At 63.7% G+C, this 25506-nt stretch carries 21 protein-coding genes; 14 read left to right on the forward strand and 7 right to left on the reverse strand.

Annotated elements, in window-relative coordinates; translation table 11 throughout:
• Nucleotide 1: 1 nt before the first annotated feature.
• From RXV95_RS13330 to RXV95_RS13345, 4 genes are all read right to left on the reverse strand, one after another.
• On the reverse strand, nucleotides 2–1147 hold the full coding sequence (locus RXV95_RS13330; RefSeq protein WP_338466522.1) for an acyl-CoA dehydrogenase family protein: 1146 nt from the start codon (nucleotides 1145–1147) through the stop codon (nucleotides 2–4).
• A gap of 26 nt (nucleotides 1148–1173) precedes the next feature.
• Nucleotides 1174–1482 (reverse strand): I78 family peptidase inhibitor, encoded by a 309-nt coding sequence (locus RXV95_RS13335; protein ID WP_338466523.1) that lies wholly within the window; start codon nucleotides 1480–1482, stop codon nucleotides 1174–1176.
• 14 nt (nucleotides 1483–1496) lie between these two features.
• The gene (locus RXV95_RS13340) at nucleotides 1497–2000 is read right to left on the reverse strand and encodes a hypothetical protein (protein ID WP_338466524.1); all 504 of its coding nucleotides are present in this window, start codon (nucleotides 1998–2000) and stop codon (nucleotides 1497–1499) included.
• A 145-nt stretch (nucleotides 2001–2145) separates the two neighbouring features.
• Nucleotides 2146–3642 (reverse strand): CoA-acylating methylmalonate-semialdehyde dehydrogenase, encoded by a 1497-nt coding sequence (locus RXV95_RS13345; RefSeq protein ID WP_338466525.1) that lies wholly within the window; start codon nucleotides 3640–3642, stop codon nucleotides 2146–2148.
• 106 nt (nucleotides 3643–3748) lie between these two features.
• On the opposite strand from RXV95_RS13345, the gene RXV95_RS13350 reads away from it, so the two are divergent.
• The 6 genes from RXV95_RS13350 to RXV95_RS13375 all read left to right on the forward strand — a co-directional run bounded on the left by RXV95_RS13350 (nucleotide 3749) and on the right by RXV95_RS13375 (nucleotide 11079).
• Nucleotides 3749–4648, forward strand: coding sequence for a LysR family transcriptional regulator (locus tag RXV95_RS13350; protein ID WP_338466526.1), 900 nt, complete (start codon nucleotides 3749–3751; stop codon nucleotides 4646–4648).
• Between the two features lie 56 nt (nucleotides 4649–4704).
• Nucleotides 4705–6087 (forward strand): FAD-binding oxidoreductase, encoded by a 1383-nt coding sequence (locus RXV95_RS13355; RefSeq protein ID WP_338466527.1) that lies wholly within the window; start codon nucleotides 4705–4707, stop codon nucleotides 6085–6087.
• Nucleotides 6088–6381: 294 nt separating this feature from the next.
• Nucleotides 6382–7827, forward strand: coding sequence for an efflux transporter outer membrane subunit (locus tag RXV95_RS13360; RefSeq protein WP_338466528.1), 1446 nt, complete (start codon nucleotides 6382–6384; stop codon nucleotides 7825–7827).
• A complete protein-coding gene (locus tag RXV95_RS13365; RefSeq protein WP_338466529.1) occupies nucleotides 7824–9155 on the forward strand; it encodes an efflux RND transporter periplasmic adaptor subunit in 1332 nt (443 codons plus the stop codon). The genes RXV95_RS13360 and RXV95_RS13365 overlap by 4 nt, the downstream gene beginning before the upstream one ends.
• The gene (locus RXV95_RS13370; RefSeq protein ID WP_338466530.1) at nucleotides 9152–9865 is read left to right on the forward strand and encodes an ABC transporter ATP-binding protein; all 714 of its coding nucleotides are present in this window, start codon (nucleotides 9152–9154) and stop codon (nucleotides 9863–9865) included. The genes RXV95_RS13365 and RXV95_RS13370 overlap by 4 nt, the downstream gene beginning before the upstream one ends.
• Before the next feature lie 8 nt (nucleotides 9866–9873).
• Nucleotides 9874–11079: an ABC transporter permease gene (locus RXV95_RS13375; RefSeq protein WP_338468569.1), complete on the forward strand. Its 1206-nt coding sequence runs from the start codon at nucleotides 9874–9876 to the stop codon at nucleotides 11077–11079.
• A 112-nt stretch (nucleotides 11080–11191) separates the two neighbouring features.
• Here RXV95_RS13375 and RXV95_RS13380 read toward each other — a convergent pair whose 3' ends face one another.
• Nucleotides 11192–11818 carry a TetR family transcriptional regulator gene (locus RXV95_RS13380; RefSeq protein WP_338466531.1) on the reverse strand — a complete coding sequence of 209 codons (627 nt, stop codon included), beginning with the start codon at nucleotides 11816–11818 and terminating at the stop codon, nucleotides 11192–11194.
• Between the two features lie 86 nt (nucleotides 11819–11904).
• Here RXV95_RS13380 and RXV95_RS13385 point away from each other — a divergent pair, with 86 nt between their 5' ends.
• Genes RXV95_RS13385 through RXV95_RS13405 form a run of 5 tightly spaced genes read left to right on the forward strand, consistent with a single transcriptional unit; the run spans nucleotide 11905 to nucleotide 17576 of the window.
• The gene (locus RXV95_RS13385) at nucleotides 11905–12963 is read left to right on the forward strand and encodes a phosphotransferase family protein (RefSeq protein ID WP_338466532.1); all 1059 of its coding nucleotides are present in this window, start codon (nucleotides 11905–11907) and stop codon (nucleotides 12961–12963) included.
• Complete coding sequence (locus RXV95_RS13390) at nucleotides 12956–13696, forward strand: SDR family oxidoreductase (protein WP_338466533.1); 741 nt, start codon at nucleotides 12956–12958, stop codon at nucleotides 13694–13696. The genes RXV95_RS13385 and RXV95_RS13390 overlap by 8 nt, the downstream gene beginning before the upstream one ends.
• Before the next feature lie 14 nt (nucleotides 13697–13710).
• Nucleotides 13711–14937 (forward strand): acyl-CoA dehydrogenase family protein, encoded by a 1227-nt coding sequence (locus tag RXV95_RS13395; protein WP_338466534.1) that lies wholly within the window; start codon nucleotides 13711–13713, stop codon nucleotides 14935–14937.
• A gap of 37 nt (nucleotides 14938–14974) precedes the next feature.
• The gene (locus RXV95_RS13400) at nucleotides 14975–16522 is read left to right on the forward strand and encodes an acyl-CoA synthetase (RefSeq protein WP_338466535.1); all 1548 of its coding nucleotides are present in this window, start codon (nucleotides 14975–14977) and stop codon (nucleotides 16520–16522) included.
• 13 nt (nucleotides 16523–16535) lie between these two features.
• Nucleotides 16536–17576 (forward strand): alcohol dehydrogenase family protein, encoded by a 1041-nt coding sequence (locus RXV95_RS13405; RefSeq protein WP_338466536.1) that lies wholly within the window; start codon nucleotides 16536–16538, stop codon nucleotides 17574–17576.
• Nucleotides 17577–17638: 62 nt separating this feature from the next.
• Here the strand turns inward: RXV95_RS13405 and RXV95_RS13410 are convergent, their stop codons facing one another.
• A complete protein-coding gene (locus tag RXV95_RS13410) occupies nucleotides 17639–18643 on the reverse strand; it encodes an MBL fold metallo-hydrolase (protein WP_338466537.1) in 1005 nt (334 codons plus the stop codon).
• Nucleotides 18644–18830: 187 nt separating this feature from the next.
• Nucleotides 18831–21308 carry a TonB-dependent receptor gene (locus RXV95_RS13415; protein WP_338466538.1) on the reverse strand — a complete coding sequence of 826 codons (2478 nt, stop codon included), beginning with the start codon at nucleotides 21306–21308 and terminating at the stop codon, nucleotides 18831–18833.
• Here RXV95_RS13415 and RXV95_RS13420 point away from each other — a divergent pair.
• The 3 genes from RXV95_RS13420 to RXV95_RS13430 all read left to right on the forward strand — a co-directional run bounded on the left by RXV95_RS13420 (nucleotide 21307) and on the right by RXV95_RS13430 (nucleotide 25325).
• The gene (locus RXV95_RS13420) at nucleotides 21307–22467 is read left to right on the forward strand and encodes a LysR family transcriptional regulator (RefSeq protein WP_338466539.1); all 1161 of its coding nucleotides are present in this window, start codon (nucleotides 21307–21309) and stop codon (nucleotides 22465–22467) included. The two genes, RXV95_RS13415 and RXV95_RS13420, sit on opposite strands and share 2 nt — an antisense overlap.
• Nucleotides 22468–22706: 239 nt before the next feature.
• Complete coding sequence (locus RXV95_RS13425; protein ID WP_338466540.1) at nucleotides 22707–24494, forward strand: DEAD/DEAH box helicase; 1788 nt, start codon at nucleotides 22707–22709, stop codon at nucleotides 24492–24494.
• A gap of 70 nt (nucleotides 24495–24564) precedes the next feature.
• Nucleotides 24565–25325 (forward strand): IS5 family transposase gene (locus RXV95_RS13430; RefSeq protein WP_338466185.1). Its coding sequence is split into 2 segments (ribosomal slippage): nucleotides 24565–24889 and nucleotides 24889–25325, totalling 762 coding nucleotides; the frame shifts between segments, so codons are not numbered across the junction.
• The last annotated feature ends 181 nt before the right edge of the window (nucleotides 25326–25506 follow it).

The raw sequence follows: 25506 nt of genomic DNA on the forward strand, positions 1-25506 counted from the left end.
CTCATTGGCGCAACAAGTCCCTTCCCACGATCATGCGCATCACCTGGTTCGTCCCTTCAAGGATCGAATGGACGCGCAAGTCGCGCCAGAACCGCTCGATCGGATAGTCTTTCAGATAGCCATAGCCGCCGAACAGTTGCAGCGCGCGGTCGACCACAGCGCTGCCGCTGTCGGTGGCGAGCCGCTTGGCCATGGCGGAAAAGCGGCTCTTGTCCGGCGCGCCCGCGGTCACCTTGCAGGCCGCCAGGTATAACAGCGCGCGCGCCGCTTCCAGGTCGGTCGCCATGTCGGCAAGCGTAAACTGCGTATTCTGGAAATCGGCAATCGGCTGGCCGAACTGCTGGCGGTCCCTGGTATAGGCAATCGCTTCGTCAAGGCACCGCTGCGCACCGCCCAGCGAACAGGCGCCGATGTTGAGCCGCCCGCCGTCCAGCCCGGCCATCGCAAAGCGGAAGCCATCGCCTTCGGCACCGACGCGATTGGCGACCGGCACCTTCACGTTGTCGAAGATGACCTGCGCGGTGGGCGACGCGTTCCAGCCCAGCTTCTTTTCGGGCGCGCCGAAGCTCAGCCCTTCCATGCCCTTTTCCACAACAAGGCAGGTGATGCCCTTCGGCCCTTCCGCCCCGGTGCGCACCATCGTGACATAGATATCGTTCACACCGCCGCCGCTGATGAACTGCTTCGTGCCGTTCACCACGTAGTGATCGCCTTCCAGCCGCGCCGTCGTTTTCAGCGCCGCCGCGTCGGACCCGGAACCCGGCTCGGTCAGGCAATAGCTGGCCATCCTTTCCATCGTCACCAGATCGGGAAGGAAGCGCTGTTTCACGTCGGCCGACCCGAAAGTGTCGATCATCCATGAAGACATATTGTGGATCGAGATGAACGAACTGGTCGCGGGGCAGCCATAAGCCATGGCTTCCATGATCAGCGCCGCTTCGAGACGACCGAGACCGATCCCGCCGCTCTCCTCGGAAACATAGATTGCGGCGAAACCCAGTTCTGCCGCCGCCTTGATCGTCTCACGCGGGAAAGTGTGATCCTCGTCCCATTGCGCGGCATGGGGCGTGATCATGTCGGCGGTGAACCTGCGCGCCATCTCCTGGATGGCAAGCTGGTCATCGGTCAGCGCAAACTGGTCAGTCATCTAAGTCCTGTTTCTGCTTGCCCCGCTCAATTGCAGGAAGCGCGGGTGATCACATAGTTGTCGTCATACGAAACGGTCAGGCGGCCGGAGACATACATCATTGTTACCGCCGTGCGCGGCGGCACCCAGCGCAAGCTCGTCGCGCCGGACGCCTGCATCATGGCCACGCCGGTTTCGACGCTGGCCTTCCGCCCGATGAACCTCTTCGCCGCGTCCGCATGGCAGGTGTTTTCCGCCATGCCCTTCGGATGCGGCCGGGCAGGCTCCGCATTCACACTGGCGCAACCGCACAGGGCGAACGTTGCGGCGGCAAGGGCGAATGTCGTGCGGATCATGGAACGCCCCTTTCTCAACTGCACCGGGCGTAGGTAAGCGGGCCGGTTTCAGCATCGCCGCCCATCCCCGTCAGCACCAGCGACTGGCCCTTGCCGCCGGCGTCGAGCGAAAGCTCGCGCGACCAGTCCTTGCCCTCGCCCGAAAAGGCAAAAGTCGCCTTCATGTGTCCGTCGGTGTCTTCGGCCACTTTGGTAAGGCGCGCCATCGATTCATAGAACTTCAAGTTCATCGGGCCGATTTCCAGCAGCCCCTTGGCATCGCCCGCGCTCGAAGTGCAATCGGCCTGCGTCAGCCCCCAGCGTCCCTGGATCGCGGCCGGAATCTCGTTTGCCACCGGCGATTGCATCGCGCCCCCGGACGCCCCGACGTCAACGCCGCTCATCGCGGATTCGGCCGGAACAGGCATGCCGCTTGCCGCCGGTGCGTCGCTGCCTTCGGGTGCGGGTTCGCTGGTCTTGGCGCAACCCGCCAGGGCAAGGCTGACGGCTGCGGCGGCAAGGATCGGACTGAACTTCACGTTTGTCTCCCATGGACTGACTTCGGAGCCGGGGTTGCGCAACATCTCCCCCCAGCCTCTCCGGGTCAACGCAGCGATGCGCATTCCTTTCCGCGCAAAGTGCCCTGTCCGCCTCCGTCAGCCATCGAAACCGCCGGTCGCCCTCTTATCCCATCGTCGGGATGACGAAAGCGTTCGATCCGTCGCCGCCGCCGTCGGGCCAGCGCTGGGTCACGGTCTTGACCTTGGTCCAGAACTTCAGACCTTCGGTGCCATACTGGTTGGTGTCGCCAAAGGCAGACCGCTTCCAGCCTCCGAAGGAGTGATAGCTGACCGGCACAGGGATCGGCACGTTCACACCAACCATGCCCACGTTCACGCGGCTGGCGAATTCGCGCGCGGCGTGGCCGTTGCGCGTGAAGATCGCCACGCCGTTGCCATACTGGTGGTCGCTCGGCAGGCGCACCGCTTCCTCGAAATCCTTCGCGCGCACGATCTGGAGGACCGGCCCGAATATCTCGTTCTTGTAGCTTTCCATATCGGGCGTGACGTTGTCGATCAGCGTCGGGCCGACGAAATAGCCGTCCTCGTGCCCTTGCAGCTTGAAGCCGCGCCCGTCGATCACGATTTCGCCGCCTTCCTTTTCGGCGGTGGCGATCCAGTTTTCGATGCGCTGCTTGTGCTCTGCCGTCACGACCGGACCATACTGCGCTTCGGGATCGGTGGAGATGCCCACGCGCAGCGCGTTGATCGCGGGGATCAGCTTTTCCTTCAGCCGTTCCGCCGTATCATCGCCCACCGGCACGACCACGGGCAGCGCCATGCAGCGTTCGCCCGCAGAGCCGAACGCGGCACCGGCAAGGTCGTTCACCACCTGGTCCAGATCGGCGTCGGGCATCACGATGCCGTGGTTCTTGGCCCCGCCCATCGCCTGGACGCGCTTACCGGCGGCGACGCCGCGGTTATAGACATAGTGCGCGATGTCGCTCGATCCGACGAAGCTGACCGCCGCGATGTCCGGATGGTCGAGGATCGCGTCGACCATCAGCTTGTCGCCGTGGACAACCTGCAACAGCCCTTCGGGCGCACCCGCTTCAAGGAACAGTTCCGCCAGCCGCACCGGCACGCTGGGATCACGCTCGCTGGGCTTTAGGATGAAGGCGTTGCCCGCTGCGATCGCCATGCCGAACATCCACATCGGGATCATCGCCGGGAAGTTGAACGGCGTGATGCCCGCGCCGATGCCCAGCGGCTGGCGCATCGAATAAACGTCAATCCCCGGCCCGGCGCCCAGCGTGTATTCACCCTTCTGCACCTGCGGAATGCCGCAGGCATATTCGATCACTTCCAGCCCGCGCTGCACGTCACCCTTGGCGTCGTCGATCACCTTGCCGTGTTCGCTGGAAAGCAGTTCGGCCAGCGACTGCATATTATCTTCGATCAGGCGCTTGTAGTTGAACATCACCCGGGCGCGGCGCTGCGGATTGGTATTGGCCCAAGCGGGCTGGACCTTCTTCGCGTTCGCCACGGCCCGATCCAGCAACGCGGCATCGCCCAGCGCGACCTGCGCCTGCACGCCGCCGTTGTTGGGATCGAATACGTCGCCCTTGCGATCCGCGGCTCCGCCGGCACCGCCGACGATGAAATGATCGATCTGGCGCATGGGTAATGGTTCCTCTCGATTGCGTTTGCACCGGGCCTGCACCCGCGAGGGATTGCAGGCAAGCGGCATTTCTGCGACTTGATCCTGCAAAATTGCAGGTGGTTCCATGCACGCAGACGACTGGAGCGATTATCAGGCCTTCCTCGCAATCGCACGCGCCGGCCAGCTTGCCCGCGCGGGCGCCGCTCTGGGCGTTGACGCAACCACCGCGGGCCGGCGTTTGCGCAGGCTGGAGGCGCGACTCGGACTTACGCTGTTCGAGCAGACGCGCGAAGGGCAGGTATTGACCGAGGCGGGCGAAAACCTTCTGGTCGCTGTCGAGGCGATGGCTGCGGCGGCCGCCGGGATCGGCGAAGCGGCGCATCCGGGCGAAGGGCTTTCCGGCACATTGCGGGTCAGCGTGTCGGAAGGCTTCGGCAGCGCCTTCCTTGCCCCGCGCATCGGCGAATTCGCCGCACGCCATCCGGCCCTGACGCTGGACCTTGTTGCATCGAGCGGTTTCCTTTCGCCCTCACGCCACGAAGCGGACATCGCGGTGATGCTCTCGCGTCCGCGCACCGGGCCGGTGGTGGCAAGGAAGCTCTCCGATTATGCGCTGCGGCTCTATGCGAGCCGCGCCTATATCGACCGTCATGGCGCGCCCGAACGCGAGGCGGTGCTTGCATCGGGCCACCGCCTGGTCGGCTATATCCCTGACCTGATCTATGCGCCCGAACTGCGCTATCTCGACGAGATACACCCCGGCCTTGCCGCCACGCTGCGCTCTCCCAGTATCGTTGCGCAGCAGCGCCTTGTCGCCAGCGGCGCCGGGATCGGCGTGCTGCCATGTTTCATGGCTGAAGGCGACGCGCGGTTGATGCCCGTCATCCCGCAAAGGCGCATCTTGCGCAGCTTCTGGCTCGTCACCCACAAGGATACGCGGCGCCTCGCCCGCGTGCGCGCCGCGATGGACTGGCTGATAGAGACGACGGCGAACAATCGCGCCGTGCTCGTGCCGCCCGTTTGATCCGCTTCACACCGCTTACCGCTTTGCTATGAACAAGGCGGAGAGAGGGGACACCTATGGACCTGATCGAGGATATTCGCGCCATCGTTGGCGACAACGGCCTGCTTGCCGGCGATGAAGCCGCGGCACGTCCGGCGGACTGGCTGGGGCAGGCGAAATGCGGGGCGAAAGCCGTGGTGCGCCCGCGTTCGACCGACGAGCTTTCGCGCGTCATGAAACTATGCCACGCCGCGCGCCAGCCAGTCGTCGCGGCAGGCGGGCTTACCGGGCTGGTCCATGGGGCAGACGCGCGCGCCGACCAGATCCAGATCTCGTTCGACCGGATGCGCGCCATCGGCGAGATCGATTCCGTGGGGCGCACGATGGTGGTCGAGGCCGGCGTGCCCTTGCAGGCCGTGCATGAAGCCGCCGCCGCGCACGGGCTGATGTATGGCGTGGACCTTGGCGCGCGCGGATCGTGCACGATCGGCGGCAACATCTCCACCAACGCGGGTGGCAACACCGTGATCCGGTACGGCATGACGCGCGAGAACGTGCTGGGGCTTGAGGTCGTACTGGCAGACGGCACGGTGCTGTCATCGATGAACACGCTGCTCAAGAACAACGCCGCCTATGACCTGAAACACCTGTTCATCGGCAGCGAAGGGACGCTGGGGCTGGTCACCCGCGCGGTGCTGCGCCTTCATCCTGCCCCCGCCAGCGATGCGACGGCGATGCTGGCGGTCGACGGGTTCGACAATATCAAGGCGCTGTTCGCCCATGTCGGAAAGCGGCTGGGCGGGCAGCTTTCGTCATTCGAGGTGATGTGGCGCGAACACTATGACCTGATCGCCATCGAAAGCGGCCGGCACAAGGCGCCCCTGACCGCCGGTCATGATTTCTATGTGATCGTGGAAGGCACCGGCACCGATGCGGGGCGCGACGAGGCCTTGTTCGCCGAGGTGATGGGCGAAGTGCTGGAACAGGGGATTGCGGCGGATGCGGTGCTGGCGTCGTCTAAAGCGCAGCGCAGCGCGATCTGGGGCATCCGCGAGGATGTTGAGGGCCTGTTCAGCGCGCTCTATCCCAGTGCGACGTTCGACGTCAGCCTGCCGATCGAGGCGATGCACGATTACGTCAAAACCCTGAAAGCGGCGTTCGCGCGGGAATGGAAGAACGAAGGCCGGATGGTGGTGTTCGGCCACCTTGGCGACAGCAACCTGCACGTGCTGCTGGCACCGCGTCCGTGGAGCGAGGAGGCGCGCCACCGCGCCGAGGAACTCGTCTACCGCCCGCTGCAACCGCTACATGGATCGATCAGCGCCGAACACGGCATCGGGCTGGAAAAACGCGACTGGTTGCCCCTGTCGCGCACGGCAGAGGAAATCGCGCTGATGCGCACCGTGAAGCACGCGCTAGACCCGCTGGGCCTGCTCAATCCCGGCAAGGTTCTGGCATGACCCGCAAGCCGGAATCCGTGCCAATCGGCGCGCCGTATCCGGGTATCTCCGCCGCACGATAAAACGGCATGGCGGTGCATCACGAATATTCGGTCCAGTGCTGCCAAATCGGCAGTATTTCCCGCTACCCGCTTCAAATAATTGGCTATCGTGCGCTGCGGGGACTTTTGGCCCGGCCTTTTGAATGTATAGTATTCGCCGGGACGGTTACGCCAGGGAGGCGTGGATTTGAGGGATCGCTGCAACGTCGCGACGCGCTGCGCAATGGGTTTGGCCGCCCGGCCGATACCAGCGTTGGCAGCCCTGGCGCTTGCCGGATGCGCCGCAAACCTGACTGCTCCCGCGCCGCCGATGGACGTTCCCGCGACGTGGTCGGAAGGCAGCGCCGCCGATGCAACGCAATCTGCGGCCAACGCAGGCGACGCGGCGAAAGCGGACATTTCGCAATACTGGAAGATGCTGGGCGATCCGGTGCTCGCCTCGCTGGTGGACGAGGCGATCGCCAACAACCTCGACATTGCGCAGGCCGCCGCGCGGCTTGACCAGGCGCGCGCCACGCTTTCCGGTGCAAGGGCCAGTTACCTGCCGCAGATCAGCGCCAATGGCGGCGCCAGCAAGGACGTGGGCGATTTCGCGGCGAAAAGCGTACAATACTCGCTTGGCGCGAACGCCAGCTGGGAGGTTGATCTTTCGGGTCGCATCGGCGGCAACGTGAAGGCCGCGCGCGCGGACCTTGCCGCCGCCGGATATTCGCTCGCCGATGTCCAGCGCCTTGTCGTCGGGCAAGTGGCGCTGAACGTGATTTCCGCCCGTGCGACCGCCGCGCAACTGGCCATTGCACGCAACACGCTTTCCAACGACGAGGCGAACCTCCAGATCGCGAAATGGCGCAACGAAGCGGGCCTTGTCTCCAGCCTGGACGTGGAACAGGCGCGCAGTCGCCGGGCGCAAAGCGCGGCGGCGATCCCCGCGCTCGAGTCCAGCCTCGCCGCCACAGCCAATGCCATCTCTACCTTGATCGGAGAGCCGCCGGGGCGCGTGCTGTCGCTTATGCAGGACGGGCCGGCAACGGTGCCCGTTCCCGCCGCGATCGGCGACTATGCGGCGCCGGCCGACGTGCTTCGCCGCCGGCCCGACGTTCGCGGCGCGGAAGCGACCCTGATTGCGCAGAGCGCGCGGGTCGGCGTCGCGAAGGCGCAGCTTTTGCCGCTTTTGCAGCTTTCCGGGCAGGTTACGACCGGTGCCACCACCATCGGCAACCTGTTCGACGTGATAACCGGCGGCCTGTTCGCCACGATTTCGCAACTGGTGTTCGACGGCGGAAAGGCGCGCGCACAGGTCCGCGGGGCCGAGGCATCGGCGCGCGGCGCGCTGGCCGCCTGGCACCAGTCCATCCTGACCGCGCTGTCGGACGTGGAGACGGCGGCAACCGCGCTGCGCACATCGCGCACGCGGGTTGCGGCCAATGAAGAGGCGCTGGACGCCGCGAACAATGCCGCCATCCTCGCGCGCAGCCAGTACCGCGCCGGGCTGACGGACTTTACCGCGCTTCTGACCGCCGAAACCACGCTGCTTTCGGCTCGCAACGCGCTTGTCCAGGCCAGGGCCGGACGGGCCAGCGCATTCGTCCAACTGACCCAGGCGCTGGGCGGCGGATGGTCGACCAGCCAGTATCCCCTGCCCGATGGTGCCTATGCCCCGGCCCCGACGGCCCCGGCCAACAACAGGACTCCGCGATGAGCGAAACCGATCCCGGGATGAACGGCGATGCCGAACTTGCCGAATTCCTTGGCGAAAAGCCCCGCCCGCGCTGGCGCCGCTGGCTGAAGTGGGGTCTTGTCGCGCTGGCCGTATTGCTGGTGGTATTGCTGGTTTCTCGCTGCGCGCGCGGGGACAACGGGCCAAATTATATCTCCGAGCCGGTAAAGCGCGGAGCGCTGAACCTGACGGTAACCGCCACCGGCAACATCCGCCCGACCAACATTGTCGAGGTCGGCTCTGAAATTTCGGGCAAGATCGACAAGATCTTTGTGGACGTGAACGATCGGGTCAGCGCCGGGCAGGTCGTGGCGATCATCAATACCGACGTGATCGACGACCAGATTCGCCAGGCCAACGCCAACCTTGCCGCCGCGCGCGCGTCCGTCGTGCAGTCGCAGGCCACGCTGGACGTGGACAAGGCGCAGCTTGCCCGCCTGCAAAGCGTGGCAAAGGCATCGGGCGGCAAGGTTCCGTCGAAAACCGAAATGCAGGCGGCCGAGGGCGCGGTAGCGCGCGACAAGGCTGCTGTCGCATCGGCGAAGGCCAATGTCATTGCCGTGTCGGCCACGCTTTCCACCGCGCAGACGCAGCGATCGCGCGCGGTGATCCGCTCCCCCATCTCGGGTGTGGTGCTGGCACGCCAGGTCGAACCCGGGCAAACCGTAGCGGCATCGTTCAATACCCCCACGCTGTTCCTGATCGCGCAGGATCTTTCGGCGATGCAATTACGCGTTTCGATCGACGAAGCGGACATCGGCCAGGTCCATGCCGGCCAGAAGGCGACCTTCACAGTGGATGCCTATCCCGGCCGCAAGTTCGACGCGACCGTGGACAGGGTCGACCTCGCCTCCACCAACACCGCCGCGACGACAAGCAGTTCGGCGAGCGCGTCCTCGTCGTCCGCCAGCACGAGTTCGGTCGTTGAATACGAAGCGCGGCTGACGGTGCCCAACCCTGACGGTGCATTGCGCCCGGGGATGACCGCAACCGCCACGATCGCGACGGCCAATACCGGCGAACAGATGCTCGTCCCCAACGGCGCGCTGCGCTTCAAGCCCGAAGATGCCGGCAAGAAGGCCGATGAAGGCGGCGTCCTCAATCCGCAGATCGGCCTGAAGAAGGACGGCCAGAAAGCCACCATCGGCGCCGGCAGCACGCAACAGGTCTATGTTCTGGAAGCCGGTAACAAGCTGAAGGCGGTGAACGTGGTTACGGGCGAGAGCGACGGACGGCTTACCGTCGTAAAGTCGAAAGACCTGAAACCGGGCATGAAGGTCGTTTCGGGCATCAAGGCCACCGCCGGGTGAGCGAAGCGGGCGCATCCGGGCCGCCGCTGATCGAACTGCGCGGCATCACCAAGGTGTTCGGCTCGGGCGAAGCCGCTTTCCAGGCGCTGCGCGGCGTGGACATGACGGTTGAGCGCGGCGATTTCGTTGCCGTGATGGGGCCGTCGGGTTCGGGCAAGTCGACGACGATGAACATCCTGGGCTGCCTGGATACGCCCACGTCGGGCACGTTCCGCTTTCACGGCATCGAAGTGCAGTCGCTCAACCGCGACCAGCGATCCCTGTTGCGGCGGCGCTATCTCGGCTTCGTGTTCCAGGGGTTCAACCTGCTTGCCCGCACCAGCGCGCTGGAAAACGTGGAACTGCCCCTGCTCTATCGCGGCGAGAAAAAGGCCGTGCGCCGGGCCGCCGCGCTCAAGGCGCTGAACCACGTGGGACTTGTGCCCTGGGCCGACCATACCCCGGCAGAGCTTTCGGGCGGCCAGCAGCAGCGCGTCGCCATCGCCCGCGCGCTGGTGACCGAGCCGGATGTGCTTCTGGCGGACGAGCCGACCGGGAACCTGGATACCGAACGCTCGATAGAGATCATGGAACTGCTGCGCGACCTGAACCAAAGCGGCATTACCATCCTGATGGTCACGCACGAGGCCGAAATGGCCGCTTTCGCGCGCACGATCGTCCATTTCCGCGATGGCGTGGTGGAATCCGTGGAACAGGGAGGGACGGCCTGATGTCGGGGATGATGGGGGCAACCCTGCTGCTTTCGATGCGCCAGATCCGCCGCCATATCCTGCGCTCGTTCCTCACGACGCTGGGCATCGTCATCGGAGTCGCAGCGGTGATAACCATGGTCACGCTGGGCAACGGCGTGACGGCTTCTGTCCGCAACCAGATTTCCTCGCTCGGGTCGAACGTGCTGATCGTGATCCCGTCGCGCGGGCAACGGATGATGTCAGCGCCCAAGGCTTTCAAGCAGGCCGATGTAACCGCGGTGGGCGAACAGATCGCCGGTGTGCTTTACGTGGCCGGAACCGTCACGAAATCGGCAAATGCCTTTCACAACGGACAGGCGTGGCAAACCACGGTGCGCGGCGCGAACATGGATTTCCTGCACGCCCAGTCGATAGAAGTGGAAAGCGGACGCGGATTCACGGCGGCCGAGGAAAGCGCGGGCAAGGACGTGTGCATCATCGGTTCGAAGGTCCGTTCGGAGATCTTCGTTCCCGGCACCGACCCAATGGGCGAATCGATGCGGCTGGACGACGTTTCCTGCACGGTGATCGGCGTGCTGAAAGAACGCGGGGCAAGCGGGCCGAACGGGCAGGACGAAGACAATATCGTGGTCATGCCGCTCAAGACCGTGCAGCGGCGGTTCACCGGCAACAACGACCTTCAGTATTTCGTGGTGAAGTATTCGCCCGATTATTCGTCCGCCACGATCCGGAACGCGCTGGAAGAACTGATGCGCGAAAGGCGGCAGATCCAGCCGGGTGAGGATGTCGATTTCAACATCATCGATACGGCGCAGGTGAACCAGGCCGTTTCCGCCGCGACCGGCGCGCTTACCGCGATGGTTGCCGCGATCGCCGCCATCAGCCTGATCGTGGGCGGTATCGGGATCATGAACATCATGCTGGTTTCGGTAACGGAGCGCACGCGCGAGATCGGCATACGCCTCGCCATCGGCGCGCTAGCCCGCGAGGTACGCCTGCAATTCCTTACCGAAGCCGTGGTGCTGTGCTGCTTTGGCGGCCTTGTGGGAATCGCGCTGGCATTCGGGCTGTCACTGGGTCTTTCCAAGCTGGTCGACGTGCCCTTCGTGTTCGACCCGGTGATCAACGTGTTCAGCTTCGTCTTTTCGGCGCTGATGGGGATCGCCTTCGGGTATTACCCGGCGCGCCGCGCATCGCGGCTGGACCCGATAGAGGCGCTGCGCCACGAATAGGGAGCGCGCTACTCCATCGCGGCTTGAAGCTGAAACGGAAGCGAAGCTGTAGCTGCTTGTTTTCATGCATTTTCGAACCGAAAGACCGGCATCCACTTTTTCTGAAAATGCTTTATTCGGCCATAAGGATTGCCGCCAGCGCGCGGGCGATCCGGTCAAGCGTACGATCGCTTTTCCACATCGGGTGGTCGCGCGTGGTATCGGCCAGTTCGCGTTCGCGGCCCGAAATGATGCCTGCCATCGCCGCGCCCATGAACACAAGGCGCTGGTTCACCTGCCGGGCGGGAACATCGGCGAGCAGGCGCCGCACATGGTCCTGGCAACGCAGGTAACCCGAATTCCATTTACCCTCGAGCGCGTCCATGAAAAGCGCGTGGTTGGTCAGTTCCACCATGACCACGAACCGGTTGTAACACGCGCTCCACGGCGGATTTTCCGGGACGAGCGACGAGCGCACCAGCACATCCGTGACATCCAGGACCGAAGCCGGGCCGCCCCGCGCTTCAAGCCTGTCCAGCATCCGGTTGCGCAAGTCATCGATCAGGCGCGCGCCATGAACCACGATTGCGCGCACCAACGCTTCCTTCGACCCGAAGTGATAGCCCACCGCCGCGTGGTTCTTCTGTCCCGCGGCCTCCGCGATCTGGCGCACCGTCACCCCGTCCACCCCGCGTTCGGCAAACAGCGTAAGCGCCACCGCCTTCAGGCGTTCGGAGGCATCGGGCAGTGTATCGGACACGGTTGGCTGCATCGTGCAAATGATAGCTTGACGGACGCCTACGTCAAACGCATTATCCATCTGGATAATAAATTGAGAGGATCGGCGTGGACGCAGGCGTGGACCTTGCCGCGCTTGCGGCATGGATGGATGGCAAGGGGCTCGGTTCCGGCCAGCTTTGCGATGTGGAGCGGCTTTCGGGCGGCACCCAGAACATCCTTTTGCGCTTTTCCCGTGCAGGGCGGACTTATGTCCTTCGCCGCCCGCCGCCGCACCTGCGCGCAAATTCGAACGAGACGATGCGGCGCGAGGCGCGGGTTCTGGCCGCGCTTGCCGGAAGCGCGGTGCCCCACCCCGGCCTGATCGCGGCCTGCCCGGACGAAAACGTGCTGGGCGCGGCGTTCTATCTGATGGAGCCGGTCGACGGGTTCAACGCGACGCAGGACCTGCCTCCGCTCCACGCGGAAGACCCGGCGATCCGGCACCGCATGGGGCTTGCCATGGTCGACGCGATCGCGGCGCTGGGCCGGGTTGATCACGTTGCCGCCGGGCTGGCCGATTTCGGCAAACTGGAAAACTGGCTGGGCCGCCAGGTGGGCCGTTGGGCATCGCAGCTTGCCAGCTATGCCGATTTCCCCGGCTGGAGCGGCCCCGAAGCCATTCCGGGCGTGGAACGGGTCGGCCGCTGGCTTGACGGCAATCGCCCGCAGGATTTCCGGCCGGGCATCATTCACGGCGATTTTCACCTCGCCAACGTGATGTTCCGCCATGACAGCGGCGAACTGGCCGCGGTGGTCGACTGGGAGCTTTGCACCCTGGGCGATCCGCTGCTCGACCTGGGCTGGCTGATCGCGACATGGCCCGAAGAGGATGCCCCGCGCGAAACGGACGTCGCGATCCGCCCGTGGGAAGGCTTTGCGACGCCGGCGGAACTTGCCGCGCGATATGGCGAGCAATCGGGGCGCAGCCTTGCCGATCTCGACTGGTTCGTGGTGCTGGCCTGCTACAAGCTCGGCATCATCCTTGAAGGATCGCACGCCCGTGCCTGCGCCGGGAAGGCCCCGCGCGAGATCGGTGACCGGCTGCACGCCCATACCATCGACCTGTTCGAACGCGCGCTAAGGCGCATCGGCTCACATTCGCAAAAGGAACAATCGCATGATTGACGATACCGACTTCACGGGCAAGCGCGTGCTGGTTGTGGGCGGCTCAAGCGGGATTGGCAACGGCATCGCCCACGGCTTTCGCGAACGGGGTGCCACCGTCCACGTGTGGGGCACGCGCACCAGCGCCGGTGAATACGACGCGGCGGACGGGTCCGACCTTTCCGAACTTGGCTATACCTGCGTGGATGTAAGCGACGCCGATGCGATTGAAGCGGCCCCCGCACCCTTTGCCAACGGGCTGGACGTACTTGTGCTCTGCCAGGGCACGGTCGTTTACAAGCGCGGAGAGTTTGAGCGTGCGGGCTGGGACAAGGTGATGGCGGTCAATCTCGACAGCCTGATGAATTGCGCACGGCGCTTCAAGTCCGCGCTGCTCGAATCGCAAGGCAGCGTGATCGTGGTCAGTTCCATTTCGGGGCTGAAGGCCAATATCGGCAACCCCGCCTATGCCGCTTCCAAGGCGGGCGCGATCAGCCTTACCAAGACGCTGGGCCAGGCCTGGGCACCCGAAGGCATCCGCGTGAACGGTCTCGCGCCCGGCCTTGTCGACACCAAGCTGACCAGGGTCACGACCCGGAATCCCGACAGGATGGCCGCATCGCTGGCCGCCATTCCCCAGCGCCGCGCGGGCCTGCCCGCGGATATGGCCGGGGCCGCCATCTTCCTTGCCTCTCCCCTCGCCTCATACGTCACCGGCCACACGCTGGTGGTCGATGGCGGACTGTCCCTCTGAAAGGAAACGCAGACATGGATTTCGAACATAGCGACAAAGTGAAGAACCTGATCGCCGAAGTCAGCGCCTTCATGGACGAGCACGTCTATCCGGCAGAACAATCGTATCACGACTGGGTCAACGATCCCGGCAAGCTGTGGCAGGAATGGCCCGGCATGGAAGACCTGAAGGCCAAGGCTCGCGCCAAGGGGCTATGGAACCTGTTTCTTCCGCACGAATATGGGGAATTCAGCCCCGGTCTCAGCAATCTCGAATACGCTCCGCTGGCCGAGATCATGGGCCGCGTGCCCTTCGCCAGCCAGGTTTTCAACTGCTCCGCCCCCGACACCGGGAACATGGAGGTGCTGGCGAAATACGGTTCCCCCGAACAGCAGGACAAGTGGCTGCGTCCGCTGCTCGACGGTGAAATCCGCTCTGCCTATGTGATGACGGAGCCGCAGGTGGCCTCTTCGGACGCCACGAACCTTGAACTGTCGATCGCGCCCGATGGCGACGACTATGTGCTCAACGGCCGGAAATGGTGGATTTCCAACGCGATGCACCCGCGCTGCAAAATCTGGATCGTGATGGGCAAGACCGATTTCGACGCGCCGCGCCACGCCCAGCATTCGCAGATCCTGGTCGAACCCGACACACCGGGCATCACGGTAGTGCGGCACCTGACGGTGTTCGGATCGCACAACTCGCCCGGTGGCGAATGCGAACTGCGCTTTGAAAACGTGCGCGTGCCCAAGGAGAACATGATCCTGGGTCCGGGCCGCGGGTTCGAAATCGCGCAGGGTCGCCTCGGGCCGGGCCGCATCCACCATTGCATGCGCTCCATCGGGCAGGCGCAGCGCGCGCTGGAGATCATGTCGCGCCGCGCCGACAGCCGCGTCGCCTTCGGCAAGAAGCTCGCCGACCAGTCGTCGATCCGGCAGGACGTGGCGAAGAGCTTCTGCGATATAGAGATGGCGCGCCTGCTGACACTGAAGGCGGCCGACGCAATGGACCGCCATGGCAACAAGGTTGCCAAGGATCTGATCGCGGCGATCAAGGTGGTCGCGCCGCAAATGGCGCAAACCGTTTGCGACCGCGCGATCCAGGTCCACGGCGGGATGGGTGTGTCCGACGATACGCCGATTGCGCGTTTCTTCACGCTCAACCGCTTCGTTCGCATCGCAGACGGCCCCGACGAAGTGCACATGAGCCAGCTCGGCAAGCAGAAGATCAGGGAATACGCGGCGATGAACGAACGCTGAGGCACGCACAGGCGGCGCAATCGGAGAGGAGAGGACGATGGGCCGGATCACGAGCGGCGAACGAACGCTGATGAGCGCGGCGCTGGATGACCGCATCCGGCGCGCCGCGACGGTCCTTGCCGGATACGGCCTTGAAAAGGGAGATGGCGTTGCGCTCTATCTGCGCAACGACATCGCCTATTTCGAGGCCGCCTTCGGCGCGGGGATGCTGGGTGTCTATCCGGTACCGGTGAACTGGCACTATACCGTGGACGAGGCGAACTACCTGCTGGTGGACAGCGGCGTAAAGCTGTTGCTGATCCATGCGGACCTGCTGGACGCGGTGCGCGCGGCGATACCGCCGGGCCTGCCGGTCGTGGTCGTCCCCACCCCGCCCGAAATCCGTGCGGCCTATGGCCTGCCCGATGCGCCGCCCCCGGCCGACCTTCCGGTCTGGGACGATCTTGTCCGAGCCGCGCAGCCCATGCAGGGTGAAGGCGAACCCGCGCCCAGCACGATCATCTATACTTCGGGCACGACCGGTCGGCCAAAGGGTGTGAAGCGCGGCGCCTTCACGCCCGAACAGGCCGAAGCGGTCAACGTCATGCTCGGCTGGTCATACGGGTTTGCCGACGTGTTGGCCGGAAAGCGCGATCCCGCCACGATCACAACCGCCGTGATCGGGCCGGTTTACCACTCCGCGCCGAACGCCCATTCGTCTTTCTCGACCAGGCTTGGCGCGAACGTTGTCGTCACGCCGCGCTTCGATGCCGAAGGCCTGCTGGCACTTATCGAGAAAGAGCGGATCACGCACCTCAACATGGTGCCGATCATGTTCAATCGCCTGTTGCGCCTGCCCGATGAGGTGAAACGGAAATACGACCTGTCCAGCCTCGAATATGTCACCCACGCCGCGGCCCCTTGCCCGCCGCCGGTCAAACGCGCGATGATCGAATGGTGGGGCCCGGTGATCTGGGAATACTACGGCTCCACCGAGATGGGCAACGTGACCAACCTGTCCTCGCAGGAATGGCTTGCACACCCCGGCTCCGTGGGCCGCGTGCAACCCGGCGTAACGCTGCGCGTGGTCGATGCGGACGGAAACGACGTCGCCCCCGGCGAAGTGGGCGAGGTTATCGGCAAGGGCCGTCACGGCACGGACTTCACATACCAGAACGCCCCCGAAAAGCGCGCGGCGATGGAAAAGTACGGCCTCGTTACACCCGGTGACATGGGATATTTCGACGAAGACGGGTTTCTGTACCTGTGCGACCGGATAAACGACATGATCATCTCGGGCGGCGCCAACATCTATCCCGCCGAAATCGAGGCCGAACTGCACAAGTTGTCCGGCGTTGCCGATTGCGCGGTATTTGGCATCCCGGACGAGGAATTCGGCGAAAGCGTGATGGCCGTGGTCCAGCCGATGCCCGACGCGGACCTGACGGAAGACGCCCTGAAGGCGGAACTGCGCCGGGTGATGACGGCCTACAAGGTTCCGCGCCGCATAGACTTCGCGGCCAGCCTGCCGCGCGAGGATTCGGGCAAGATATTCAAGCGCAAGTTGCGCGAACCCTTCTGGGAAGGGCGCGAGCGGCGCATCTGAGAGAGGACGGTAAATGAAGGCGCTGCGCTATTACGGGGCACGGGACATCCGGCACGAAACCATGGACGATCCCCAGCCGCAATCCAGCCGCGATGCAATCGTGAAGGTTGAAGCCTGCTCGATTTGCGGCAGCGACCTTCACATCTACCACGGCCACGGCTTTTCCGAGGACATGGGGTTCTGCGTCGGTCACGAGGCGGTTGGCGAAATCGTCGAAGTGGGCCGCGGCGTCCACCGGCTGAAACCGGGCGACAAGGTGATGATCCCGGCCGCTGTCGGCTGCGGACAATGCCGGTCGTGCCTCGCCGGCGTCGTGAACCTGTGTGAGAACGGACAGGGCGCCTGCTATGGCCTGTCCGCGAAGCTGCAGGGATCGCAGGCGGAAGCGGTACGCGTGCCCGCTGCCGACATGAATGCCGTGCCTGTGCCGGAAGGCGTGAGCATGGAACAGGCGCTGATGATGACCGACGCGCTGGCCACTGCATGGTATGGTGCGCGCAACGCCGATATCCAGCCGGGATCGGGCGTCGCGGTCGTCGGGCTTGGCCCGATCGGCCTGATGGCGGTGGACAGCGCATTCGTGATGGGTGCGCACGTCGTCTATGCGATCGATCCGGTGCCCGAACGCCGGGCGCTGGCCGAAGAAGCGGGCGCCATCGCCCTGCACCCCGACGAAGCGATGGAACGGATCAAGCAGGATACGAAAGGCCGCAAGCTCGATTGCGCGGTCGAAGTCGTGGGCAGCGATGCGACAGTCGATTTCGCGCTCCGCCTGGTGCGTCCGCGCGGCACGGTATCGGTTATCGGGGTGCAGCAATCGCGACGTTTCGCCTTCCCGCTTGAACGCGCGTTCGCACAGGGACTTACCTTTCGCGCCGGCACCTGTTCGGTTCCCGAAGAACTGCCCGCGCTGTTCCCGCTGGTGCAGTCGGGCCGCCTCAAGCCGGAAAAGTATGTCAGCCACCGGATGTCGCTGCGCGACGGGGCGGAAGCCTATCGTCTGTTCGAAGCGCGCGAGGCGGGTGCTCTCAAGTTCGTATTGCGCCCCGATTGACCGGTTGGCGGATTGCATGAATTGACGCGGCCGGACCCGCCCGGCCCGGCCACGTCGTCCCCTCAATTCCGTCCGAGCAATTCAAAGCGCATCAGGTCGCGCCCAACGATCACGTTGCCGTGGAAATAGGTCTTCACGCCCCTTACCAGCTCATCGGCAAGATCGGGGGATGGCGCAGCAACGATATGCGTGAGGATGACTGTCCTGACGCCAGCCCTGGCCGCCAGCTTGCCGACCTCTTCCGGCGAAAGATGCTCACGCATCATGTGGTCCGCCAGTTCATCGCGCAGCGCCTTGTTCGCCGCTGAAATGCTTTCCGCGCCCGGCTGGTCCCTGGGGGCAAGGTAGACTTCGCTGACAAGCACGTCCGCGCCCTTTGCCAGTTCGGCCACGGCATCGCTGGGGCCGGTGTCCCCGGTAAACACGATGGAGCCGTTCGGCGTGTCGAACCGATAGGACAGTGACATGTCCTTCTTGCCGTCCGGGCCATAAGACGGATGCGAAAAGTGCGTGTTTTCGGCCGCCGTGACCTTCACTGTCCCATCGTCGAAAAAGGGCCCGTCCCGATCGATTACGTGCGGCACGAACATCGTGCGCGAATCCGGAAGGCTGGGAATCCCGGCGCGAAAGATACGCTGCGACGTGCTGAGATAATCGAGGGCCGCGTGCACAAGGTGATCGGTTGCCGGCGGCCCGTATATGTTGACGGGCGTATCCTTCCCGAAAAGGCCATTGCCGATCCAGTTCAGACTCATCAACGGTTCAAGCCCGGCGGTGTGGTCAAGATGGTGATGAGTGAGGAATATCGTGTGGATCGACGGCGGCGGAGCGTCCGCGGCAGCAAGCTGGCGGGCCACACCGGCGCCTGCGTCGATCAGGTACTTGTGCCCGTCGACAATCAGCAGGTTGGCCGGTTCGGAACGCTCGGGATCGGCGGTCGGGCCGCCCTTGGTACCCAGAAGCACGACGCTGACTTCGTGCGGTTCGTTCCCTGCCGTGGCGGCAAGGCCGTTCTGCGAACTCATCCCTGCAAGCAACGCCAGGCCAATGGCAGCGATCTTGAACATGCGTGGGTATCCTTTTCGTCGGGAAATCTGGCTTTTCGTTCGGGAAATTCAGCCGCGCCGTGCAAGCAGCGCTGTTTTCGTTCGTCCGTTCACCGAACCGGGATAAGGCCGGTAAAAAGGTCCGCGTGGATCGAACCCGGAGGGGAAGACAAGTCCACGCGGACAGCGGTACGAACGGGGGGAGCGGTCAGAATTTCCTCTTGACGGTCAGCGCCCATTCGCGCGGCCGCGCCGGTGCACCGGTGATCAGGCCGGCGCCCGCACCCGTCAGGTCGAAGGTCTGGTAGAAATAGTACTCGTCGAAAAGGTTGGTGACGGCCAGCGACACCTGCCAGTTCTCGTCGGGAGTACGATAGGTCAGCCTCGCGTTGGTGAGCGTGTAGGAGGGAACCCCGCCGAACAGTGCCGAGGGCGACCCGGCGGCCGGAACCGTGTTGCTGCCTGCCATCTTGCCCTGATAGGCAACGTCGACGCGCGGCGTAAGGCTGCCGAGATTGCCCATGTCTATGCGGTACTGCGCACCGACAGACCATTGCCATTTCGTCACACCGCGTGGCGGCGCCGCAAGCGCTCCCACGATCGACGGATCGCTCGAACAGATGTTGGCCTCTCCGGGCTGAAGCGCGCGCACCACCTGGATCTTCGCGCAGTCCCAGGTCCAGTCCAGATAAGACAGCGAACCGTTGATATCGAGACCGTAGATCGGCGACGCGGTGACTTCAGCCTCGACGCCCTTGATCGTCGCGTCGCCCGCATTCTGCGGCAGCGCGCACGGCCCCGGCCCGCCGAACTGCGGACAGGACAACAACGACAGCTGCGCATCCTTGAACTTGTTGATATACCCCGAAACATTGAGCCGCAGCCTGCGGTCGAAAAGGTCCGACTTCACGCCGATTTCATAGGCGGTAAGTTTTTCGGGACCGAACGGCTGCACTTGTGCCGCGTTGAACGGACGCGGCGCGATGCCACCGCCCTTGAAGCCGGTCGACGTGGTCGCATAGACCAGCAGCGCGGGAGAGAAGCGGTAGTCGACACTGGCGCGATAATCGAAACGCGCACCGCTGTATCCGCCGGTCAGGCCGTTAAGCGCCCGGACGATCGTCGATGTTCCGGAGTTGCCGACGTTGAGGTAATTCGGCCCCACATAGCCGATCCCATAGGCGGCGCCGATCGGATCGACGAAAGCGTTTGGCGTAACGCCGTCGTAGTTGAGCCGCTTGTAGGTCGTCTTCTTGCTTTCATCGGTATAGCGTCCGCCAAGCGTGATCGTCAGCCCATAGGCAGGCCGGACGAACAGGGTGCCGAAGGCGGCGACCGACTGGACGTTGACCGGGCCGCCACCGATGAACTGCAACGGATAGATCGGCGAACCGTTGGCCGCGACATACCGGATGTCCGTCCGCGTGGTCTGGTTGGTATCCTCGTTCGAGAAATAGCCGCCGACAGTCGCTTCCAGAAGATCGCTGAACTTCGCGTTCACGCGCATTTCGTGGCTGAAGAAGCGGCTTCTCAGGTCCACCATCGGTGCATCGATATTGGCGGGCGAAAGGTCCGTATCGTTCGAGAATGTCGAATCGAAGCCGCGATACGCGGTAATCGTGGTCAAGTTCGCCCAGTCCGAAAGTTCGAACCTGGTGTGCAGCGACACGCCCCAGCCTTCATAGAAAGCCCGGTTGTTGTGCGTCGACGGCTGGATCGGAAAGCCCTGCAGCCCCGGTATCAGCCCCGCGACAAAGCTGCCCCCCGGCGATGATGTCGTGGAATAGTTGCAGAACCGGCCGCAAATGAACCTGCTGTCATACGGGATGCCGGGTGCAGCTTCCACGTTGGGGTTCGAGTTGTTGGCGTAGAGCAGCACTTCGCCCGCGTTGTTGGCGGAATCGTGCGTGTAGTCGCCCACCAGCATGATATCGACCGCGCTGCTGGGGTTGTACCGCATGGCAACGCGCCCGGCATAGTAATCCTTGTTGCCGAAATCCGCCGTCTTGCAGTCCGAAGAGCCGGTTTGCGAGGGTATGCCGCTCGACGGATGCAGGCATCCATAGTCATAGCCCTGAACATAACCGTCCTGGCGACCATAGGCCCCGGAAACGCGCGCCGAAAGGTCGCCGATGATGGGGAACTGGATCGCACCGCGCAGGTTCACCCTGTCGCGGCTGCCATAGGTTCCCTCGACGAACCCGCCGAACGTCCCGTCGGGCTTCTTGGAGACATACTTGATCGCACCGCCTTCGGAGTTGCGCCCCGTCAACGTGCCCTGCGGGCCGCGCAGGACTTCGACCCGTTCGACGTCGACCAGCTCGAAGTTTGCCCCTGTCAGGCGCGGGTAATAGACATCGTCGATGTACATGCCGACGCCCGGCTCGACGAGCGGATTGAAGTCGATCTGGCCCATGCCGCGGATCGTGGCCGAGATCGACGGACCGAACGATGCGGACTGGGGCCTGAGCGAAACACTGGGAGCCTGGTTGGCGATATCCGAAAGGTTTTCCTGGCTGCGCGCTTCCAGCATCGCCGAATTGACGGCCGTGATCGCCAGCGGCGTGTTTTGCAGGTTCTGTTTGCGGAACTGCGCGGTGACGACGATTTCGGCGCCTGCGCTGGCGCCGTCCTGAACGGGTGCTTGTGCAGCCGGCGCGGCATTTGCAGTCCCATCCTGGGCCATGACCGCGCTCGAGCAGAGAGCGATCGCGATCGCGCTCGATCCGGCAAGGATCTTCCGCACAGCCGCGGGTGACGTAATGCGAGCCATTGGTTCCTCTCCCCTTGTTTTGAATTGCGGCCCTAATCGTTTGGAAACGCCCTGCGGGGCAACCAATCCAGAGGTGATGACAGGCCGTAACCTTCAGGTTATGAGTCGGAGCAGGATGCCGACCCTGCCTTTCACCCTGCGCCAGCTCGATGTGTTCGGAACGCTTTGCAAAACCATGTCTTTTCGCAAATGTGCCGATGAACTGGGCGTTTCGCAGGCATCGATAAGCAACCAGATAAAGGTGCTGGAAAACCAGCTGGGATTTCGCCTGTTCGCGCGGCCGGCCGGTCTGCCGCCTTCGTTGACGCGCGAAGGGCTGGCTTTCTTGTCCGATCTGGGTGCATTTCAGGATGCAGCCGCGCGCCTGGCGGCCCATCGCCGCAAGACCATCGATGAACGGCAGGTGCGCTCGTTCCGCATACTCATCGCGAACGGCATCATGGAGCGATACATCAAGCCAAAGCTGGATCGCTTCATTGCCAAGAACCAGTTCGTGGAGTGCGATTTCGTCACGCAGCATCCGCGCGCCTTGCCGATCCGATCGATCGCGGGCGGGCAATATGACTTCGCGCTGTATCATGCGCAGGAAATGGCCGCCGTCCCCGAAGGCCAGACGGTCCTGGCTCACCTCGAGACCGGCATCATCGGTCACAACAGGCTTGTTGCGGGGCGGCCCTTGCCACTGAGCGCGGACGAGCTGAGCGATCTTCCGATGGTCCTGCCGCCGAAGTCCAGCGAACTGCGCCAGCGCGTGTTATCCGCGCTTGCCCGGAAAGGCGTAATTCCGCGTAACGTAGTGGGAAACACGCAGTATCATGAGGTCATGGCGCAAATGATCGAACGCGGCGTGGGCGTCGGCCCCCTCCCCATTGCCATGATCAACCGCGAAGCGCGGGCCAATGTCTCGCAAATATTCCCGGTCACCAAATGGACGCTTCTCTGGTACCGCAAACCCGGACTTGACGGAGACGAAGCGGATGCGGTCGAGCGTTTCATGAAATCGTCCGTGCTTGCCGATCCCGATTACGCCAGCAGCGCGACAATCGCCCCGGAATTACCAGCGCGATCCTGACCGCCGACACGCGGAGTGTGATCGACGGCACCCGTTGCAACATGTTGCCGTTCGGCATCGTGATTACCGCAAAGCCGACGCACGCCGACGGAATTCCCCTTTTTCGCAAGCCAAGAGCGAATTCCCGGCCTATGGGGTGCGGCAAATACGCAATCGCGATTGCGTCAGCACTCAATATCCCAACCGTGATTGCGCCGTTCGCAACGAACCGGCGCCCCCTCTTTTATTAGGCCATCGCCATGACATTCCCCCCGCTTCCTTCCAGCCTCGAGGCCGCCCTTGCCGAGCGAGGTTATGACACGGCCACTCCGGTGCAGGCCGAAGTCATGCGTGCGGAGGCAGCCGGGCGCGACCTGGTCGTTTCGGCCCAGACCGGATCGGGAAAGACAATCGCCTTCGGCCTTGCCATAGCCCGGGAACTGCTGGGCGAAAGCGATGCCATTCCCTTCTCGGAAGGGCCGCTTGCGCTGATCATCGCACCGACACGCGAACTTGCCTTGCAGGTCAGTCGCGAGCTGGCGTGGCTTTACGGCAAGGCCGGCGGACGTATTGCAACCTGCGTTGGCGGAATGAACCCGCAGCAGGAACGCAGGGCGCTGCGTTCCGGCGCGAACATTGTCGTCGGCACGCCGGGCAGGCTTCGCGACCATCTTGAGCGCGGTGCGCTCGACTTGTCCGGGCTGAAGGCCGTGGTGCTCGATGAAGCGGACGAAATGCTCGACATGGGCTTTCGCGAAGAACTCGAAGAAATCCTGGATGCGATGCCTGAAACGCGCCGGACATTGCTGTTTTCCGCAACGATGCCCCGTCCGATCGAGGCAATTGCCCGCCGATACCAGCGCAATGCCTTGCGGATTGCGACGATCGACGAAGGGCGCGGCCATGGCGATATTTCCTATCAGGCCGTAACGGTTTCCCCGCCCGAGATCGAAAACGCCGCGGTCAATCTGCTGCGCTTTCACGAGGCGGAAACCGCCATCCTGTTCTGCGCGACCCGCGAAAACGTCCGCCACCTGCACGCCACGCTGCAAGAGCGCGGGTTTGCGGTTGTCGCACTCTCTGGCGAACATTCGCAGTCTGAACGGAACCAGGCGCTACAGGCGCTGCGCGACCGTCGCGCACGCGTGTGCGTTGCCACCGATGTCGCTGCACGCGGGATCGACCTGCCGACGCTGAGCCTTGTCATCCATGTGGAAATTCCGCGCGACGCGGAAACACTGCAACACCGTTCGGGACGCACGGGCCGTGCGGGGAAAAAGGGCACCGCCGTGATGATCGTGCCGTTCTCGCGGCGCAAGCGCGTGGAATCCATGCTTCGCCATGCGAAGATCACCGCGGACTGGACCGATGCGCCCGACCGCGAAGCCATCAAGACAAGGGACCGGGAGCGTTTGCTCGAAAAGCTGCTCGAACCGGTCGAAGTCGACGAAGGCGACCGCGAACTGGCGGAACGACTTCTGGCCGAGCGCACGCCGGCGCAAATCGCCGCGATGCTGGTGCACGCGCACCGCGCAAGCATGCCCGAACCCGAAGACCTTATCGCAAATACGGCCGAAGCCAGGCGCGAGGCACAAAAGGAGCGCCACCGCCCCGGCTTCGAGGACACGGTCTGGTTCCGCATGGCACTGGGCCGACGCCAGAACGCCGACCCGCGCTGGATACTGCCGCTACTGTGCCGTCGCGGCCACATCACGCGCAACGAGATCGGCGCGATCCGTATTGCGCCTGACGAGACGTATTTCCAGATTCCGCGCCGTATCGCCGAAAAATTCGCCGATGCTGCCGCACGATCGGCCAAAGACGACGGCGACGATGAACCTGTTGCTATCGAAATGTCGGAAAGCGGCCCACGCGACGCGGCAAGAACCAATCGCAAACGCCACCATGCCCACGGCAAGGCCGATACACAGCGAGCGAAGGCAAAGCCTGCCTTCAGGAAATTCGACAAGGCGAAAGGCAAGAAAGACGGAAAGCCCGGCAAGCCGCCAAAGGGCGCAAAAGGCATGCCCAAAAGCAAGAAGCACTAGGCTGTGGTGACATTTTAGGGATTCACGGCGGCTGAGATTTCTGATTCAACGCTGGCTTTTGGAGGCTGGTGTGGAAGGCGAGGTTCTCAGGGACGATCAGTGGGAGCGGTTGCGCGAGTTTGTGCCTGGCGGGCGCAAGGGCAAGCGCGGCCCGCGCAGCGATGGACGGCGGTTTCTGGATGCCTTGCTGTGGCTGGCGCGTTCAGGTGGGCGCTGGCGCGATCTGCCAGAGAAGTTCGGGCCGTATCAGACCGCGAAGCGACGCTATTATCGCTGGGTCGAGCAAGGGGTGATCGACCGGATTTTCGAGGCGGTGTCCGACGATCCTGACATCGAGTGGCTGGCGATCGATGCGACCGTGATCCGCGCTCAGGCCCAAGCTGCCGGAGCACGGGTAAAAAGGGGGGCGCTCAAGCCCAGGCTCCTGGGCGATCCAGAGGAGGGTTCGGCACCAAGGTCCACGCCGTCGTCGACGCCCTCGGCTTGCCGATCCGCTTCATCCTCGGTCCCGGCCAGCAGAACGACATGGCGCCGGCCTGCGACCTGATCCGAGGCATCCCGGCTGGCCAGGTTCTGGCCGACCGGGCCTACGATGCCGACAGCTTGCACGACTTGATCTACGAGCAAGGCGGCGAACCAGTCATCCCGCCCCGCCGCCACCGCAAATACCAGCACCACTATGACCGCATCGCCTACAAACAGCGCTGGGGCATCGAGGGTTTCTTTGCCAAGCTCAAGCAATGGCGGCGCATCGCAACTCGCTATGACAAGCTCGCCGCCAATTTCCTCGGATTCGTCAAACTCGCCAGCATCATGCTTTGGCTGAAATGATTAAATCGTCACCACAGCCTAGCCGATTGCATGCTAGGGAAATGGTAGCGGAGGAGGAGTATTTTCTAGACATCTATTATATTGATACATAATGATTTTTGTAATTATCGCACTCAAAATACCCCCACTGATACCCCCAGATTTCCGATGCGGCGAAACGCATGTTTTATGCGGCGGTTTG

Source organism: Novosphingobium sp. ZN18A2, from assembly GCF_036784765.1.
Classification (GTDB): domain Bacteria; phylum Pseudomonadota; class Alphaproteobacteria; order Sphingomonadales; family Sphingomonadaceae; genus Novosphingobium.

Excerpts from the sequence above, each read along its gene's own strand:
- RXV95_RS13330 (WP_338466522.1), bottom strand. The coding sequence starts at position 1,147 with ATGACTGACCAGTTTGCGCTGACCGATGACCAGCTTGCCATCCAGGAG.
- RXV95_RS13335 (WP_338466523.1), bottom strand. The coding sequence starts at position 1,482 with ATGATCCGCACGACATTCGCCCTTGCCGCCGCAACGTTCGCCCTGTGC.
- RXV95_RS13345 (WP_338466525.1), bottom strand. The coding sequence starts at position 3,642 with ATGCGCCAGATCGATCATTTCATCGTCGGCGGTGCCGGCGGAGCCGCG.
- RXV95_RS13350 (WP_338466526.1), top strand. The coding sequence starts at position 3,749 with ATGCACGCAGACGACTGGAGCGATTATCAGGCCTTCCTCGCAATCGCA.
- RXV95_RS13355 (WP_338466527.1), top strand. The coding sequence starts at position 4,705 with ATGGACCTGATCGAGGATATTCGCGCCATCGTTGGCGACAACGGCCTG.
- RXV95_RS13365 (WP_338466529.1), top strand. The coding sequence starts at position 7,824 with ATGAGCGAAACCGATCCCGGGATGAACGGCGATGCCGAACTTGCCGAA.
- RXV95_RS13375 (WP_338468569.1), top strand. The coding sequence starts at position 9,874 with ATGATGGGGGCAACCCTGCTGCTTTCGATGCGCCAGATCCGCCGCCAT.
- RXV95_RS13390 (WP_338466533.1), top strand. The coding sequence starts at position 12,956 with ATGATTGACGATACCGACTTCACGGGCAAGCGCGTGCTGGTTGTGGGC.
- RXV95_RS13395 (WP_338466534.1), top strand. The coding sequence starts at position 13,711 with ATGGATTTCGAACATAGCGACAAAGTGAAGAACCTGATCGCCGAAGTC.
- RXV95_RS13400 (WP_338466535.1), top strand. The coding sequence starts at position 14,975 with ATGGGCCGGATCACGAGCGGCGAACGAACGCTGATGAGCGCGGCGCTG.
- RXV95_RS13405 (WP_338466536.1), top strand. The coding sequence starts at position 16,536 with ATGAAGGCGCTGCGCTATTACGGGGCACGGGACATCCGGCACGAAACC.
- RXV95_RS13410 (WP_338466537.1), bottom strand. The coding sequence starts at position 18,643 with ATGTTCAAGATCGCTGCCATTGGCCTGGCGTTGCTTGCAGGGATGAGT.
- RXV95_RS13420 (WP_338466539.1), top strand. The coding sequence starts at position 21,307 with ATGACCGCGCTCGAGCAGAGAGCGATCGCGATCGCGCTCGATCCGGCA.
- RXV95_RS13415 (WP_338466538.1), bottom strand. The coding sequence starts at position 21,308 with ATGGCCCAGGATGGGACTGCAAATGCCGCGCCGGCTGCACAAGCACCC.
- RXV95_RS13425 (WP_338466540.1), top strand. The coding sequence starts at position 22,707 with ATGACATTCCCCCCGCTTCCTTCCAGCCTCGAGGCCGCCCTTGCCGAG.